Origin of the sequence: Acidovorax sp. LjRoot194 (assembly GCF_964253015.1) — a bacterium.
Classification (GTDB): Bacteria; Pseudomonadota; Gammaproteobacteria; order Burkholderiales; family Burkholderiaceae_C; genus Acidovorax.
This window is the reverse complement of sequence record NZ_CAXUQB020000001.1, coordinates 5,630,471-5,645,558: the sequence shown is the minus strand read 5'-3', so window position 1 is coordinate 5,645,558 and position 15,088 is coordinate 5,630,471. Positions and strand designations below refer to the sequence as shown.

The window sequence follows — 15,088 nt, the reverse complement described above, 5'->3', positions numbered from 1 at the left end:
CCATGGCCGCGCCAACCGTCGCACAATGGCAGGACATGCCACCTTTGCCGTCCCACGAAAGCACGCGCAGTACTGCGCCCACCCCCGCTCCTGACCTGACCCCCGCTGCCGATGCCGCAGCGCGCGGGCCGACCGACGACGCGGCCGCCGCAGACCACGCCGCGACCGCGCAGGGCACCGAAGAATCCGTTGCCGCCCAGCTCGACCAGAGCGCCGCCGCGCAGCTGAGCCAGGCGGCCTCGCTGTCGCCCCTGGCGCCGCTGTCGGTGCCGGTGTTCCGCATGCTGTGGCTCACCTGGGTGGCGGCCAACACCTGCATGTGGATGAACGACGTGGCAGCCGCCTGGCTCATGACCACGCTCACCAGCTCGCCCATCCTCGTGGCCCTGGTGCAGTCGGCCTCCACCCTGCCCGTCTTTTTGCTGGGCCTGCCCAGCGGTGCGCTGGCCGACATCCTGGACCGGAGGCGCTACTTCATCGCCACGCAGTTCTGGGTGGCCGCCGTGGCGCTGGTGCTGTGCGTGTTCGTCATGGCCGGCGGCATGACGGCGCCGCTGCTGCTGATGCTCACCTTTGCCAACGGCATCGGCCTGGCCATGCGCTGGCCGGTGTTCGCGGCCATCGTGCCCGAGCTGGTCAGCCGCCCGCAGCTGCCGGCCGCGCTGGCCCTCAACGGCGTGGCGATGAACGCGTCGCGCATCATCGGCCCGCTGCTGGCCGGCGCCATCATCGCCAGTGCGGGCAGCGCCTGGGTGTTCGTGCTCAATGCCGTGCTGTCGATCATCTCGGGCCTGGTCATCATGCGCTGGAAGCGCACCCACGTGCCCAGTCCGCTGGGCCGCGAAAGGCTGCCCAGCGCCATGCGCGTGGGCCTGCAGTTCGTGCGGCAGTCGCCGCGCATGCGCGCCGTGCTGTGGCGCATCTCCATCTTCTTCTTGCACGCCACCGCGCTGCTGGCCCTGCTGCCGCTGCTGGCGCGCGGCCTGGAGGGCGGCGGTGCAGGCACCTTCACGCTGCTGCTGGCCAGCATGGGTGCGGGGGCCATCACCGCCGCGATGTTCTTGCCGCGCCTGCGCCAGGCCATGGCGCGCGATGTGCTGGTGATCCGCGGCACGGCCCTGCAGGCCGCGGCCACGGGCGTGATGGCCGTGGCGCCCAACGTGTATGTGGCCGTGCCCGCGATGTTCGTGGCCGGCATGGCGTGGATCACCACGGCCAATTCGTTGAGCGTATCGGCCCAGCTCGCACTGCCCAACTGGGTGCGCGCACGCGGCATGTCGATCTACCAGATGGCCATCATGGGCGCCACCGCGCTGGGCGCCGCGGTGTGGGGCCAGGTGGCCACCCTCAGCGACGTGCACGTGAGCCTGGGCATCGCCGCGGGCACCGGCGTGGTGGCCATGCTGCTGGTGCAGCGCCTGGTGGCCGACCGCAGCATGGAGGAGGACCTGAGCCCCTCCCGCGCCTTCAAGGCGCCCGTGGCCGACGCGCCGCCCGGCACCGGCCACGTGGTGGTCACCATCGAGTATTTCATCGACCCCACGCGTGCCGCCGAATTCCGCGCGGTGATGCAAGAGAGCCGCCGCAGCCGCCTGCGCCAGGGCGCGCTGGCCTGGCAGCTGCTGCACGACATCAGCCAGCCCGCGCGCTATGTGGAGCGCATCGAGGACGAGTCGTGGACGGAACACCTGCGGCGCTTCGACCGCGTGACGGCGTCCGACGTGGCGCTGCGCGACCGCAAGCTCGCGTTCCATGTGGGCGACGCGCCGCCGCGGGTGACGCGCTGGGCGGTCGAGTCGTGACGGCTCGGCAAGGCCCGAACCGCGGCTGACTCACAATACCTACCCTGAGCGGCGCGGCCCCGGCATGCGGGCCCGCCTTCCTTGTCCAACGCTTTCGACCATGTCCGCATCCGACGAAGATTTCATGCGCCTTGCCCTGGCCGAGGGCCGCAAAGCCCTGCCAGCCTGCCTGCCCAACCCGCCCGTGGGCTGCGTGTTCGTGAAGGACGGAGCGGTGATGGCGAGCGGGTTCACCCAGCCGCCCGGCCAGCACCACGCCGAGGCCATGGCGCTGGCCCAGTCGCCCGGCGATCTGGCCGGCGTGACCGCCTACGTCACGCTGGAGCCGTGCTCGTTCCATGGCCGCACGCCGTCGTGCGCGAAGGCGCTGGTGGCGCGCGGCATTCAGCGGGTGGTGGTGGCCATGCTCGACCCCGACCCGCGCAATGCCGGCGCTGGGATCGAGATCCTGAAGGCCGCGGGCGTGGAGGTGTCGGTGGGCGTGCTGGAGCGCAGTGCGGTGGACGACATGGGTGCGTATTTGGCGCTCAGCGCCAATGCCTCGACCCCGGGGAGCGCCGCATGAAGCGCTTCACGCCCAGCCTGCTGCTGTGTCTGGTCGTTGCCGCATCGTGCGCACAGGCCACCGAAACGCCCCAAGCCGCGACCGCTGCAAGTGCTGCAAGTGCCGCAAGTTCGGAGAGCGCCCCCAGCGCCGCCGGCCTGCTCGGCTGCTGGCGCGCCACCAAGATCGTTCTGTACGTGCAGGACGGCACCCAAGCCGAGGACACCTCGGGCCGCTGCACCCTGCAGTTCAAGCAGACCCTGTTGGAGTCCACCTGCAAGACCTCCACCGGCAGCTCCACCACCGTGTACCGCTACCAGGTCGTGCGGCCCCAGGTGTACGCGGCCACCATGGCCAGCAGCACCTTCAAGACGGACATGATCGGCTCCACCCGCGAGTACGAATACCGCATCGACGGCGACCAGCTGCGCACCGTGAGCGTGCCGCCCGCCAAGCCGCCCGAGCCGCCGGCCGTGGCGGCACCGCGCGTGGAGACAGAGGCCGCCAGAACTCCATGCCCGTGAGGGATGGTTTCCGTTTGCTACTGAATTAATAGCTGGTAGCGCTTGCCTACCCAGCGGTAGCAGCCAAAAAGGCTTGAATTTCAGGCCGTGTTGCCCGGCACCACCGTGGCCGCAGTACTGTCACCTCCGGCTGCAAAGCTGCGCCGCAGTATCCCGGTCAGCATGGTGTGCAGCAGCGCCTGCACCGCTTGCATCGCGTCATCCCCCGGCCCCGTGCGTCGCAGCGCTGCAGCCAATGCATCGCTGTGCGCGGCCACCGTGCCGGTGACCTCGGCGCGCCAGCGCTCGGCCAGCCGGGCGGCATCGGCCGGCGGCACCCGCTCCAGGTGCGCGATGACGAGGTAGTGCGTGCAGGCCGCCTCCACCGCGTGGCGCAGCAGCGCGTCCCCATCGTCCTTCTTCTGCAGGGACCGCAGCACCCAGGCGGTGGTGCCCCCCAGCAGCGCGCCCAGGGCGGTGCCCGCACCCAGCGTCAGGCCGCCGGTGCCGATGTCGATCAGCGCACCGGCCTTGGCGCCTGCCGCCGCGCCCGCTGCGGCGCCGGCGGATGTGCCTACGGCCAGGGCGGTGTTGCTGGTGCGGCGCATGGCGGGCAGCAGCGCTTGGCCGTGCGGGGCGTTGGATTCGTGCAGGCTGGGCGCAGGCGGCTGGCCGTGTAGCGTGCGCAGCGCGGCGTCCAGCGTTTGCACCTGCTGGGCGTAGAGCGCGGACTGGGCGGTGGCGTCGCCCGTCTCACCGCCTGGTGCGGGTTGCGCAACCTCGCGCAGGTGCCGGGCCAGGGCTTGCAGCGATTGGCGAAAGCGCAGCTCGTTGCGCTCCACCCAGGCCGCACGCAGGCGGCCTAGGGCGTGTTGCTGCGCGGGCAGCGCGGCGGCCAGCCGGTCAAAGAGTGCGGGCTCCAGCACCCAGCTGGCGCCAAAGGCTTCCCACCGCATTGCCAGCAGGGGCGCGCCCTGCCAGGCGGGCGGTGGGGCGTCGGTGGTCCACGCCAGCACCGCGTCCACCGGCTGGCGGGCATCGCCGAACTGCAGGCGGTCGCCCTGCGGGGTCTGCACCGCGGCGGTTTGCAGCACCTCGGCCAAGGGCCCGTGCAGGCCGATCAGCAGGTCGCCCGGCAGGGCGGCGCGCAGCGCGTCGAATGCGGCGTCGCCCGGGTCGATGCGGGCTTGCCAGCGGGCCTCGCGCCAGCGCGCCCAGGCCGCCAGCGCCAGGCGCGGCAGCACCACCACCAGGGCCAGCAGGCCCACGTACATCCACACCCAGCGGCTGCCGCCCGCGCCCTCGCCGGCAAAGTTCTGCGTGGCCGCGATCTCCTGCAGCGTGAAGGGAGCCGTGCCGAACAGCACAGCCAGCGGCCAGAACAGCACCGACACGATGGCATGCACCTGCGTGGCGTCGAGAAAAGTGCTCTCCCAACCGAACTGGTAGCGCACCACCAGCCCGCGCAGCAGCAGCGACAGCGCAATGCCCGCGCCCCAGGCTGCCGCGCACAGGTGCAGCACGCGGGCGGCGCGCTGCACCTGCAGGTCGGCCGTGTGGGCCCACCACCGCGCATGGAAGTCCGCCGCGATGCGCGCTGCCAGCCCGCGCCCCCGGCCCGAGCCCAGGCGGCGGGTGAGCTGCCCCAGGCCCTGCAGCAGCGGCAGCCCCGTGGCGGGCGGGCGCCAGGCACGCCAGCCCATCAGCAGGTACACGCACAGGTTCCAGGCCAGCACGATCAGCAGCGGTGGCGACAGCAGGTCCACCCGGTGGGCGTTGGCGATGCGGTCGATGGCCAGGCCCATCACCAGGGCCAGCAGCGGCAGGCCGCGTGCCAGCCAGCGCCCGGCGGCACCGGGCTCGTGCAGGGCGGCGATGACGGCATCCCGGCCGCTGGCGCGCCGGGCGACGGTGTCGGCACGCTCCAGCACCACGTCGCCCGCACCCACGCGCTGCGCGCCGCGCTGGCGAGCGGCAGCCACGGCCGTGCGCGTGGCCTCGTCCCAGTCGGCCTGGCTGACCAGGGTGCGCCCGGCATCCACCTGCTCGATGGACTGGGCGAGCAGCACGGTGCACAGCTGGGGCAGGGTCACGCGCACGGATGCTCCTGTTTCAATAGCTGCTGACGCTTGTCAGACAAGCGATAGAGGCATTTTTGACCATTATTTGGGCCACAGTGCCCACAGCCGCAGGTTCTGCTTCAGGCGCCCGGCAATGTCTCCGGCCTCCGGGCCCCAGCCCGTGAAGAAGTCGGCCCGCACCGCGCCCAGGATCGCGCTGCCGGTGTCCTGCGCCATCACCATGCGGTTGAGCTGCACCTGGGGGCCGCTGGAGGCCAGCCACACCGGCGTGCCGTACGGGATGCTCTGGCGGTCCACGGCGATGGAGCGGCCGGGCGTGAGCGGCACGCCCTGCGCGCCGCGCGGGCCGAAGCCCGCGTCCAGCGGGTTCAAGGGCTCCTCGCGGAAGAACACATAGCGCGGGTTGGTCCACATCAGCTCGTTGGTGCGCTGCGGGTTGGCCGCCAGCCAGGCGCGGATGCCGGGCCAGGTCGCGTCGCGCGTGTAGCCCTGGTCCAGCAGCCAGCGGCCGATGCTTTGGTAGGGCTGGTCGTTGGTGCCCGCATAGGCCACGCGCACCAGCGAGACCGAGCCGTCGGCCTCGGTGATGCGCAAGCGGCCCGAGCCCTGGATGTGCAGCACCATCGATTCCACCGGGTCGCGCAGCCAGGCGATGGCCCGGCCGGCCAACGCGGCCTGCGCTTCGGGCATCGACTCGATCTGCTGGCGCGTGTACCAAGGCTTGCGCGCGGCCAACCCGGCGGGCGTGCGGTAGATGGGCACGTTGAAGCCGTTGCCGGGCTGGCGGGTGCCGTCCATCATCGGTTCGTAGTAGGCGGTGAGCAGGCCGTCGGCATTGCCATCCGCGGCCTCCACCCGGTAGGGCTGCAGCCGCGCGATGAGCCACGCGCGCTGCTCTTCGGCGGTGGCGATGCTCAACTGGCGCACGTCGCTGCACAGCGCGGTGAAGGGCGGCGCGGGCCGCTCGCAGCTCTTGATCCAGGCGTTCCAGGCCTCGTGCAGCGCGTCGTCGGTAAAGCCCGGCAGCTCGGCCCAGCGCACGGGCACCCAGCGGCTCTTGGGCTGGGCCATGGGCGGGGGCAGCGGGCCGTTGTCGCCCGGCAGCACCACCGCGCCGGGCGGCAAGGACGGAAAGGGCGCCGGGATGGCCGGGGTGCGGGAGGGGCTTGCGGGCGGAGGGCTGGAGCAGGCCACCAGCGTTCCTACAATCAGCGCCGTCGATACAAGGCGCAGGAGTGTCAATGTCATGGGGCTGATTTTGCTTGAAGCGCTGCTTGCGCTGGTGCTGCTGGGGGCAATTGTCTGGTGGACCATGTTTTCGGGGCGCAAGGGGGGCGAGCTCAAGCCACCGGGTCAGGACACGTCTGCACCTGCACCTGCACCGAGTGAGGCGCCCGGCCCCAAGCCGCCTGCGCCGCCGCCCGGTTCTTCCTAACGCTCTGCGCTGACCCCTGCGGGGAGGCAGGCGACGCAGTCCTACAACCAAGGGGCCCCTGTGCCGATGGTGTGCCTCCGCGCGCCACTCCAAGATGGCGGATCAGCTGGGCGCTACCGAGGCTTGCCGCCAAAAACAGGCTGCAGCCCGCGACCGGAACTCCCGCAGCGCCCAGCTCCCGTTGATCATTCAAGGAGCACACACATGCGCAGAAACATTCTTTGGGGCGCCACCGCCGCCGTCGTCATCCTGGCCACCGGCTGCGCCAACATGGACGATACCCAACGCCGCACCGCTACGGGCGCAGGCGTGGGGGCTCTGGCGGGTGCCGTGATCGGCTCGGCCACCGGCGGCAGCGCTGGCACCGGTGCCGTGGTGGGTGCCGGCGTGGGCGCACTGGGCACCTACATCTGGTCGCAGAACATGGAGCGCCAAAAGCGCGAGATGGAGCGTGCGACCCAGGGCACCGGCATTGCCGTGACCCAGACCGCCGACAACCAGCTCATGCTCAACATCCCGAGCGATATTTCGTTCGCCGTGGGCCGCTCGGACATTCAGCCCAACTTCGCACCGGTGCTCGACCAGTTCGCCGCCGGGCTGCGCAACAACCCCAATACGGACGTGCGCATCGTGGGCCACACGGACAACACCGGCAGCGATGCCATCAACAACCCCTTGTCGGTGGACCGCGCGGCCAGCACACGCAGCTACCTGGCTGCGCGGGGCGTGGACGGCCGCCGCATCGCCATCGATGGCATGGGCGAGCGTTACCCCATCGCCACCAACGAGTCGGCCGACGGCCGGGCCCGCAACCGGCGCGTCGAGATCTTCGTGGGCGAACGCCCCCGCGGTTGATCCCCGGGGCTGACAGCCCCAGGCGCAACGACCCAGGCTTACCAGCCTGGGGTTGCGCACGCCGCAGCAGCTCAGTGCAGGGCCGGCGGCTTCATTGACCTGCGCGCAGCAGGTTGGCCAGCTCGACCGCTGACTTCACCTGCATCTTGTCGAACACGCGCGAGCGGTGGACTTCCACCGTGCGCACGCTGATGTCGAGCTGATCGGCGATCAGCTTGTTCGGCAGGCCCGCGACCACGAGGTCCATCACATCGCGTTCCCGCTCGGTCAGGTCGGCGAGCCGCACCTGCAGGTCGCTGCGCTCGCGCAGCTGGGTCAGACGTGCGGCCGACTGGGCAAGGGCCTGCTCGATGCGGTCGACCAGCGCGTTGTCGGAAAACGGCTTTTCGCAAAAGTCGAATGCACCGCGCTTGACGGTGTCCACCGCCGTGGGCACGTCGGCATGGCCGGTGAGGAAGATCACCGGCATGGTCGCCAGGTCGCCCCGCACTGCCAGCAGGTCGAACAGCGCCAGCCCGCTCATGCCGGGCATGCGCACGTCCAGCAGCAGACAGCAGGGCTGGCGCTGCACCGGGCGGGTCTTGAGCATCGCGTCGAAGGCTTCGGCACTGTCGAACGACTCGCTGGGCAGCCTGCGCGAGCGCAGCAGCCAGGCCAGGGCCTCGCGCACGCTGGCGTCGTCGTCCACGATGTACACGGTGGCGTTGGTGATGGGTTCCATCAGGGTGGGGGCGCGGGTTGGGAGACGGGGAGCGTGAAAGTGAATACCGTACCACGCGGCTCATGGGGGGCAAAGCCGAGAAAACCGCCGTGTTGCTCGATGACCGTGCGGCACAGCGACAGGCCCAGGCCCATGCCTTCGGGCCGGGTCGTGAAGAACGGCGTGAACAGGCGGGTCGCGACGTCGGGCGGGATGCCGGTGCCCACGTCGGTCACGGCGAATTCGATCCAGCCGCTGTGCTGGTTGGAGGCCGCACGACGCACGCGGATGTCGAGCACGCGGTGGCGGATCTCGGGGTCGTCCATGGCCTGCATGGCGTTGCGCGCCAGGTTGAGCAGCACCTGCTCGACCATGGTGCGGTCGCATAGCACGGGCGGCAGGCCGGGCTCCACCGTGGTGTTCACGCGCACGGCCAGCTTGCGGGCTTGCAAGATGGCCAGCGGCAGGATGGCGTCGATCAGCTGCTGGGCCGACACGGCCTCGCGCGCCTGGTCGCGGCGGCGCACGAAGTCGTGCACGCTCTTGATCACCTTGCCGGCCCGCTCGGCCTGGCGGGCGATCTGCTGCATGGCCATGCGCACGTCCTGCAGGCTTTCAGGCGCTGGCGTGCTGCCGGCCCCGGCGGGCGCTTCCAGCAGGTTCATCGACCCCGTCGCATAGCTCGATATGGCGGCCAGCGGCTGGTTGAGCTCGTGGCTGAGCAGCGAGGCCATCTCGCCCACGGTGGCCAGGCGGGCCGTGGCCTGCAGGCGCTCCTGCGATGCGCGCGAGAGCTCTTCCACCCGCCGTTGCTCGCTGATATCGAGGAACGCGCTCATCCAGCCGGTGTGCTGGCCCTGGGCGTTGATGAGCGGCGCCTCGATGATGAGCACCGGGAAGCGCGTGCCGTCCTTGCGCATGAAGACCGACTCGAACCCCTCGCGCGGCGGTATGTGCTGGCCGGACAGGCGGATGGCCTGGCGCTGGCGGTACTCGTCCACCAGCTCGGGCGGCCAGTAGGGGGCGGACGCGCTCTGGCCCAGCAGCTCCTGCGCGCTGAAACCCACCATGGCGCAGAACGCGGGGTTCACATAAGTGATGCGGCCTTCCAGGTCGCGCGCGCGCAGACCGGTGACGAGCGAGTCTTCCATCGCCTTGCGAAACGCCAGCGCATCGGCCAGGTCGCGCTCGGCGCGCAGCCGGCGGCGGTTGTCGCGCACCAGCACCACCATCACCGTGACCAGCGCGATGGACATGGCCGTGACCAGCGCGGTGAGCACGTTGGGGAACAGGCTGGGCGCGCTGTGCCAGGTGTCCATGCGCAGAACGAGCGTGGTGCCGGGCAGGTCCAGCAGGTGCTGTGCGGTGAACATGCGCGAGCCCCTGCGCGCCGCACCCAGCACCGCCAGGCGCGTGCCGTCGGCCTCGGTGAACGATGCCTCCTGGCTGCGCGTGAGGTTGTGCGCCACCAGGTTCACCAGCACGTCCTGCAGCGAATACGTGGCCACCAGAAAGCCGGTGTGCCTGCCCCCGCCGGTCAGCGGCAGGCACAGCTCCATCATTTCCGAACCCAGGCCGTCGCCGTGGGGCTGGAAGTAGCTGCTGGAGTACGAAGGGCTGCTCAGGCGGCGCGCGTTGGTGCAGGCGATGGCAGCGTCGGACTGGTGGCCTTCGCGGATGCGCGCATCCCAGGCCACGGGCCGGTAGGGCGACTGCGCATGGGTGCGCATCCGCAGGTTGGCGTCGCGCCATTCGATGCGCACCAGCTCGCGCCGGCTGCGCAGCAGCTCGGCCGCATCCACCTCCCAGGCCAGCTGGCCTGGTTCGCCCGCGTGCAGGGCCTGCAGGCTCTGCAGGTTGCGCGTGAGCGCCACGCGGATGTCCGACACCGCGTCGGCCGTGTCGCGCTCCAGCCGGCTCTGCACCTGGCTGGCCTCATAGCGCCCCGCCAGCCACACCATGGTGGCCAGCATGGAGATCACCAGCAGCACCAGCAGCGTCCACAGCGACCAGCGCCGCCAGGCGCCCCGCCAGCGCCGCAACAGGGTGCGTGGCCCCAGCTTCACAGGACGCGGTGCGACAGGGAGGGCAGCTGCAGCCGCACGCTGCGCAGGCGCTCAGGGTCCAGCGTGCCCTGCACCACGCCCGCGCCCTGGTCCTGTTCGGCCAGCACCACGCCCCAGGGGTCCACCAGCATGGTGTGGCCCCAGGTGTGGCGTCCGTTCTCGTGCACGCCGCCCTGCGCGGGGGCCAGCACATAAGCCAGGTTCTCCACCGCGCGGGCGCGCAGCAGCACCTCCCAGTGCGCCTGGCCCGTGGTGTGGGTGAAGGCGCTGGGCACCAGCAGCAGGTCGGCCCCGGCGCTGGCATGCGCGCGGTACAGCTCCGGAAACCGCAGGTCGTAGCACACCGACAGCCCCACGCGCCAGGTGTGGCCGCCGCGCGATGGCAGGTCGAACTGCACGGGCCTGTCGCCCGCTTCGATCACGCGGCCTTCGTGGTACTGCTCGCGTCCGTTGTCGAAATAGAAAAGGTGGATCTTGTCGTAGCGCGCTACACAGGCGCCGCTGGGGTCGAACACCAGCGTGGTGTTGCGCACGCGCTCAGGCGTGGCCGTCTGCAGGGGCAGCGTGCCGCCCACCACCCACAGCTTCAGCTCGCGCGCCGCGGTGGCCAGGAACCGCTGGATCAGGCCTTCACCGGCGGCTTCGCCCAGGGCCAGCTTGTCGGTGTCCTTGTGGCCCATCACGCAGAAGTATTCGGGCAGCACGGCCAGCTCGGCACCGCCGTGCGCCGCCTGCTCCAGCAGGGCGCGCGCGGCGGCCAGGTTGTCCTCGAGCCGGGTGCCGGACACCATCTGAATCGCTGCAACTTGCATCATGACACTTCTCCTGGTTTTGCCGGGGGGCTGCTGCGCGGCGGGGCCTCAGCACCGGGCAAGGCATCGCGCGCGCGGCGCGGCACGCGCACCACGCGCGGGTCGGACCAGGTGCCGTCGATGCGGAACTCCTGCGTGGCGGCCTCGATGAGCGGCCCGCGCAGGAACACCTGCGCGAGGAAGCTTCCGAGGCCGATCACCGGGTTGATGGCGGTGGCCACCAGCGACGCTGTCATGGCGTTGATCTCGGGCACCACCACCACGCGCAGGTCCTGCGTCTCGTGGTCGATGTTGGCGCTGCCTTCCATCAGCACGGCGGCGTTCACGCCCTTCATCTGCAGGTTGTTGGTGGTGGCCACGCCCTGCTCGATGCGCACGTCGCCGCGCACGAAGTCGAACGCGAAGCCCTCGCTGAACACATCGCGGAAGTCGAGCGTCAGGCGCCGCGGCAGCGACTGCAGGCTCAGCACGCTCAGCAGCTTGGCCAGCCCCGGGTCGGCCTTGAGGAACTGGCCGGTTTCGATGTTCACGTTGATCAGGCCGGTCATGGAGCGGTAGTCGGGGCTGAAAGGCGCGCCCACCCAGGCGACCTGGCCCTCCAGCCGCCCCTTGCCGCGCCGGATCACGCCGGGCATGCTCATGCGGGTCAGCAGGTCGCCCGAGTCGCGGATGTCCAGCCGGAAGTTGAGCACCGTGCGCCGATCGGCCTCGCGCGGGCCCGAGCCCGCCGCGTTGAGCACCGCCCAGTTGCCGCTGGCGGTCAGGACGGCCTCGGGCGCGGTGATGTTGAACTTGGACAGGCGCCATTCGCGCTGCGAACCATCGCCGCCGCGGTTCTGCGCCTCGATCTCCACCCGCCCGAGCCGCTTGCCGCGCAGGTCGAAGTCGTCCACCACGATGTCGAGCGCCGGCAGGGCGCCAGGCTGCTCGTCCAGCAGCGACTCCACCTGGTTCACGTCGCTTTGCGGCATGTTCACCCGCGACAGCCGCGCGAACAGGCGGCCGTTGGGGTGGTCGGCGGAGCCGGGCTGGCGGTACTCCAGGTAGCCGTTGAGTTCGGTGGCATCCAGGTTGGCGCGCCAGGTGGTGCCGTCGCGCAAAGCCCCGGCCACGATGTTGTGCAGCGTGCGGCCCTGCAGCGTGATTTCGCGCGCGCGCAGGGCGAGCGTGGTGGGCATGTAGTCCTGCGTGGCGGTCTGGGCGCTGGGGGCCGCGGCGGTTGCTGCGGTGGCCGAACGGCTTGCTGTGTCGGTGCCGGCAGTGCCGGCGGTGGGGGATGTGTTGGAGGGGCCCGAGGTGGCCTGTGTCAGCACATCCTCCCAGGCGTCCACATCGAGCTTGCCCTGGTTGATGTTGGCGGCCACGCCCTGCGCCGGCATGGGGGCCGATTCGCCGCCCGACAGGCCCACCCCGATGGTGCCGCGCAGCACCCGGGGCTGGGGGCCACTGATGTCGCGCACATACATGGCCGAGCCCACCGCGCCCAGGTCCACGGTGATCTGGTCGCGCAGCGGCGGGGCGTCCACACCGTTGGCGTTGGCGTTGGTGCCGGTGTTGGTGCTGCCACTCCCATTGCTGCTGCCGTTGGTGCCATGGCCGTGGCTGCCCTGCGTCAGGCCCACCAGCGACTCGCGCATCACCTGGGTTTCAAACCGCAGGGGCAGGCTCGCGTCTGCCGCCTTGCCCAGGGGCGGCGGCAGCGCCAGCGCCAGGCCCTGCAGGCTGGTCGTCACCTGCACCTCGGGCACGCCGCGGCGAAACGACAGCGCCATCGCATATGGCGCGCTGCCCGTGGCGCGCCGCGCCAGTTGCGACAGCAGGCCGAGCTGCGGCGCCTGCTGCAGGCCTTCGGCCGTGGCCGTGCCCTGCGCACGCAACTGCACGGCGGACTCGGTGGCGGGTGCGTTGGGCGGCAGCGCCCGCATGCCGCCTTCGAGCTTGACGTTGCCGCCCAGCGCCATCGCCTGCACGCCCTGCAATGAAAAGCCCGTTTCCGTGAACTGCACCGCGCCGCGCGCACGGCTCAGCGTGGGGGTGTCGGGCGTGATGCGCACGTCGTTGCCCGCCAGCGTGACGCTGCCTTGCACCTTGGATTTGTTGATGTCGCTGATGGGCAGCGACAGGCGCAGCTGCAGGTCCGCAGTGCCCGTGCCGCTGGCCTGGTCGAGCGCGCCGCCGGTCATGCGGCCGAGCGGCGAGGTGGCCATGAGCGCCAGCATTTCAGGCAAGGGTCCGCGGGCATCGGCGCTCACGGCGACCACGGTGTGGGCCAAGTCGGGGATCTTGGCGTCCACCTTGGACAGCTTCAGGCCCTGTCGCCCGGCAAACGTGCCGGTGGCGCTGCGCACCTGCATGGACGAGCGCTCGAAGATCAGCTCGCCCGACAGGTCGGTCAGCGCTGGCCAGGGCAGGGTGCCGGCGGGCTGCAGGCTGGGCGGAACGTAGGCGTACGTCACGTCCTTCACCCGGGCGGCAATGCGGAACTCGCCCAGCTTGGGGTCGTTGAAGGGCAGGTGGTGCAGGTCGCCCTTCACGCGGAACTGCACGTTGCTGGCACTGCCCGCCACCACTGCGTCGCGCACATAGTGGCGCGAGTCGGGAGGGATGGACAGCGGCAGGTAGCGGTGTACGCGCGTGCCGTCGGCGCGGTGCAGCGTGCCGCTCAGGTCCAGTACGCCCGGAAAGCGCGACTGGTGCGACACCTTGGCCGCGTCGCTGGTGTGCCAGGTGGCGCGGGCCTCGCCCTGCGCGTCGGCGTTGGCAAACTGCACGTCGTTGGCCTGCACCGCGATGCGGCTGCCTTCGAGCTGCCAGCGCACGTCGGCGCTCAGGCGGTCCAGCGGCAGCACCGGGTCTTCGAACACCCCGGGCAGCAGGAGCGCGCCCGAGGCAATGGTCAGCGCCGCCTTGCCGCCGCCCTGGGTCATGTCGAGGTCCACCGTGGCGCCGCGCAGGCCCAGGTGCGTGGGTGCGCCGCTGCTGGTGTCGCCCGCCAAGGCCAGGCCGCGGATGCGTCCGCGCACCTGGTATTGCTGCAGCTTCTCGAGTGGACCCTTCCAGGTGGCCTGGATCTCGTCCACCTGCCCTTGCGGCGTGTAGGTGCGCACCGCGGTGTGCGCCGTCTCGCCCAGGGGCAGGCGGCTGGCGATCTGCGCCAGAGCCGCCAGGTCCAGCCGGTCCGCGCGGAATTCGCCCTGGGCCGGTGCCTTGGCCGTGGCATCGGTGTAGACCAGCCGCAGGTTGCCGCCGGGCCAGGCCAGGCCGTCGTCGGTCTCAAACTGCAGGGACTGCGTGGAAAACTCGAACCCGCCGTTGAGCCGGCGCCCGCCCATCCGCCCCTGGATGGATGGCAGCACCAGCGCCTGCAACTGCGGGCCCAGGGTGGCGTTGACGTCGGCCAGCGCGAGGTCGGCCGTGCCGCCCACGATCTGCCCGCGCTGCACATCCGCCCAGGCGCGCAGCGCGCCGCGGCCCTGGGCCACCTCGACGCCCACGTCGGCATAGTGGCGCAGCCGCGACGCATCGACCCGCGCGAAGTGGGCGAACACCTGCCCGTTCCAGTGCTTCCAGTTGCCGTCGCGGGCGCTCAGCAGTGGCGCGCGGAACAGGCCCACCACCGTGAACCGGTCGCCCCAGCCTGCGGGTGGCGTGGCATCCAGCCGCATGTGGTGGTGCCAGTTGCCGTTGCGCAGCACCAGGTCCACCTTCTCCAAAGCCAGCTCGGGGGCGCCGCGCTGCTCGTCGGTCCAGCGCACCGTGCCGCCCTGGATGAACACTTCGCCCTGCGAAAAGATCCAGTCGGCCGCGGCGCTGCTGTCGCCCTGCTCCTGCGTAAAGTCCAGGCCCGCCACATGGATACGTCCCTGGGTGTCGCGCCGCACATCGAGCTCGGGTTGTTCGACATAGAGCTGCTCGAAACCGCCCTTGAGCAGCGACCGCGGCGACAGCGCCACCACCACCCGGGGCAGCCGCAGTGCGGTGCGGCCAGCGGCATCGAGCAACGCCAGGTCCGACAGTTCGATGGACGGGATCAGCCCCTCGGTCTTGGCGGAGATCGCGCCGATCTTGACCGGAACCCCCAGAGCCCGTGCGGCATGCGCCTCCAGCTGTGGGCGGAATTCGCCGATTCGCGGCACAATCCAGCCATGAAGTGCGCCCCACGCGATGGTCACCAGCAGCCAGAAGGCCAGCAGCAAACCCAGTGACCACCGTGCGAGACCAGCCACGAATTTCAGCAGGCGGGTGGGGTGCGTGGTGGGAGCAATCATGTTGGAATTGAATGTGGCAGGA

General features: G+C 70.9%; 10 protein-coding genes. 4 read left to right on the top strand and 6 right to left on the bottom strand.

Annotated elements, in window-relative coordinates:
* Positions 1-35: 35 nt before the first annotated feature.
* The 3 genes from ACSQ3N_RS25610 (at position 36) to ACSQ3N_RS25600 (ending at position 2,870) form a co-directional block, all read left to right on the top strand.
* A complete protein-coding gene (locus ACSQ3N_RS25610; protein ID WP_436148012.1) occupies positions 36-1,802 on the top strand; it encodes an MFS transporter in 1,767 nt (588 codons plus the stop codon).
* 100 nt (positions 1,803-1,902) lie between these two features.
* Positions 1,903-2,367, top strand: coding sequence for a bifunctional diaminohydroxyphosphoribosylaminopyrimidine deaminase/5-amino-6-(5-phosphoribosylamino)uracil reductase RibD (locus tag ACSQ3N_RS25605; RefSeq protein WP_436147820.1), 465 nt, complete (start codon positions 1,903-1,905; stop codon positions 2,365-2,367).
* Positions 2,364-2,870: a hypothetical protein gene (locus ACSQ3N_RS25600; RefSeq protein ID WP_436147819.1), complete on the top strand. Its 507-nt coding sequence runs from the start codon at positions 2,364-2,366 to the stop codon at positions 2,868-2,870. Before ACSQ3N_RS25605 ends, ACSQ3N_RS25600 begins: the two co-directional genes overlap by 4 nt.
* A gap of 80 nt (positions 2,871-2,950) precedes the next feature.
* Here ACSQ3N_RS25600 and ACSQ3N_RS25595 read toward each other — a convergent pair whose 3' ends face one another.
* Positions 2,951-4,948: a DUF3482 domain-containing protein gene (locus tag ACSQ3N_RS25595; RefSeq protein WP_436147818.1), complete on the bottom strand. Its 1,998-nt coding sequence runs from the start codon at positions 4,946-4,948 to the stop codon at positions 2,951-2,953.
* A 63-nt stretch (positions 4,949-5,011) separates the two neighbouring features.
* Entirely contained in the window at positions 5,012-6,244 is a 1,233-nt protein-coding gene (gene mltA, locus ACSQ3N_RS25590; RefSeq protein ID WP_436147817.1) for a murein transglycosylase A, read from the bottom strand.
* Between the two features lie 325 nt (positions 6,245-6,569).
* Between mltA and ACSQ3N_RS25585 the strand changes: the two genes are divergently transcribed.
* Entirely contained in the window at positions 6,570-7,220 is a 651-nt protein-coding gene (locus tag ACSQ3N_RS25585) for an OmpA family protein (protein ID WP_056171279.1), read from the top strand.
* A 91-nt stretch (positions 7,221-7,311) separates the two neighbouring features.
* On the opposite strand, the gene ACSQ3N_RS25580 is transcribed toward ACSQ3N_RS25585, so the two are convergent.
* The 4 genes from ACSQ3N_RS25580 to ACSQ3N_RS25565 are packed head-to-tail and all read right to left on the bottom strand — an operon-like array spanning position 7,312 to position 15,066.
* Positions 7,312-7,941, bottom strand: a complete 630-nt coding sequence (locus ACSQ3N_RS25580; protein ID WP_436147816.1) for a response regulator transcription factor — start codon at positions 7,939-7,941, stop codon at positions 7,312-7,314.
* Positions 7,941-9,986, bottom strand: coding sequence for a two-component system sensor histidine kinase NtrB (locus ACSQ3N_RS25575; protein WP_436147815.1), 2,046 nt, complete (start codon positions 9,984-9,986; stop codon positions 7,941-7,943). The genes ACSQ3N_RS25580 and ACSQ3N_RS25575 overlap by 1 nt, the downstream gene beginning before the upstream one ends.
* Positions 9,983-10,798: a carbon-nitrogen hydrolase family protein gene (locus ACSQ3N_RS25570; RefSeq protein WP_436148011.1), complete on the bottom strand. Its 816-nt coding sequence runs from the start codon at positions 10,796-10,798 to the stop codon at positions 9,983-9,985. Before ACSQ3N_RS25570 ends, ACSQ3N_RS25575 begins: the two co-directional genes overlap by 4 nt.
* A complete protein-coding gene (locus tag ACSQ3N_RS25565) occupies positions 10,798-15,066 on the bottom strand; it encodes a YhdP family protein (RefSeq protein ID WP_436147814.1) in 4,269 nt (1,422 codons plus the stop codon). The genes ACSQ3N_RS25570 and ACSQ3N_RS25565 overlap by 1 nt, the downstream gene beginning before the upstream one ends.
* Positions 15,067-15,088 lie beyond the last annotated feature (22 nt).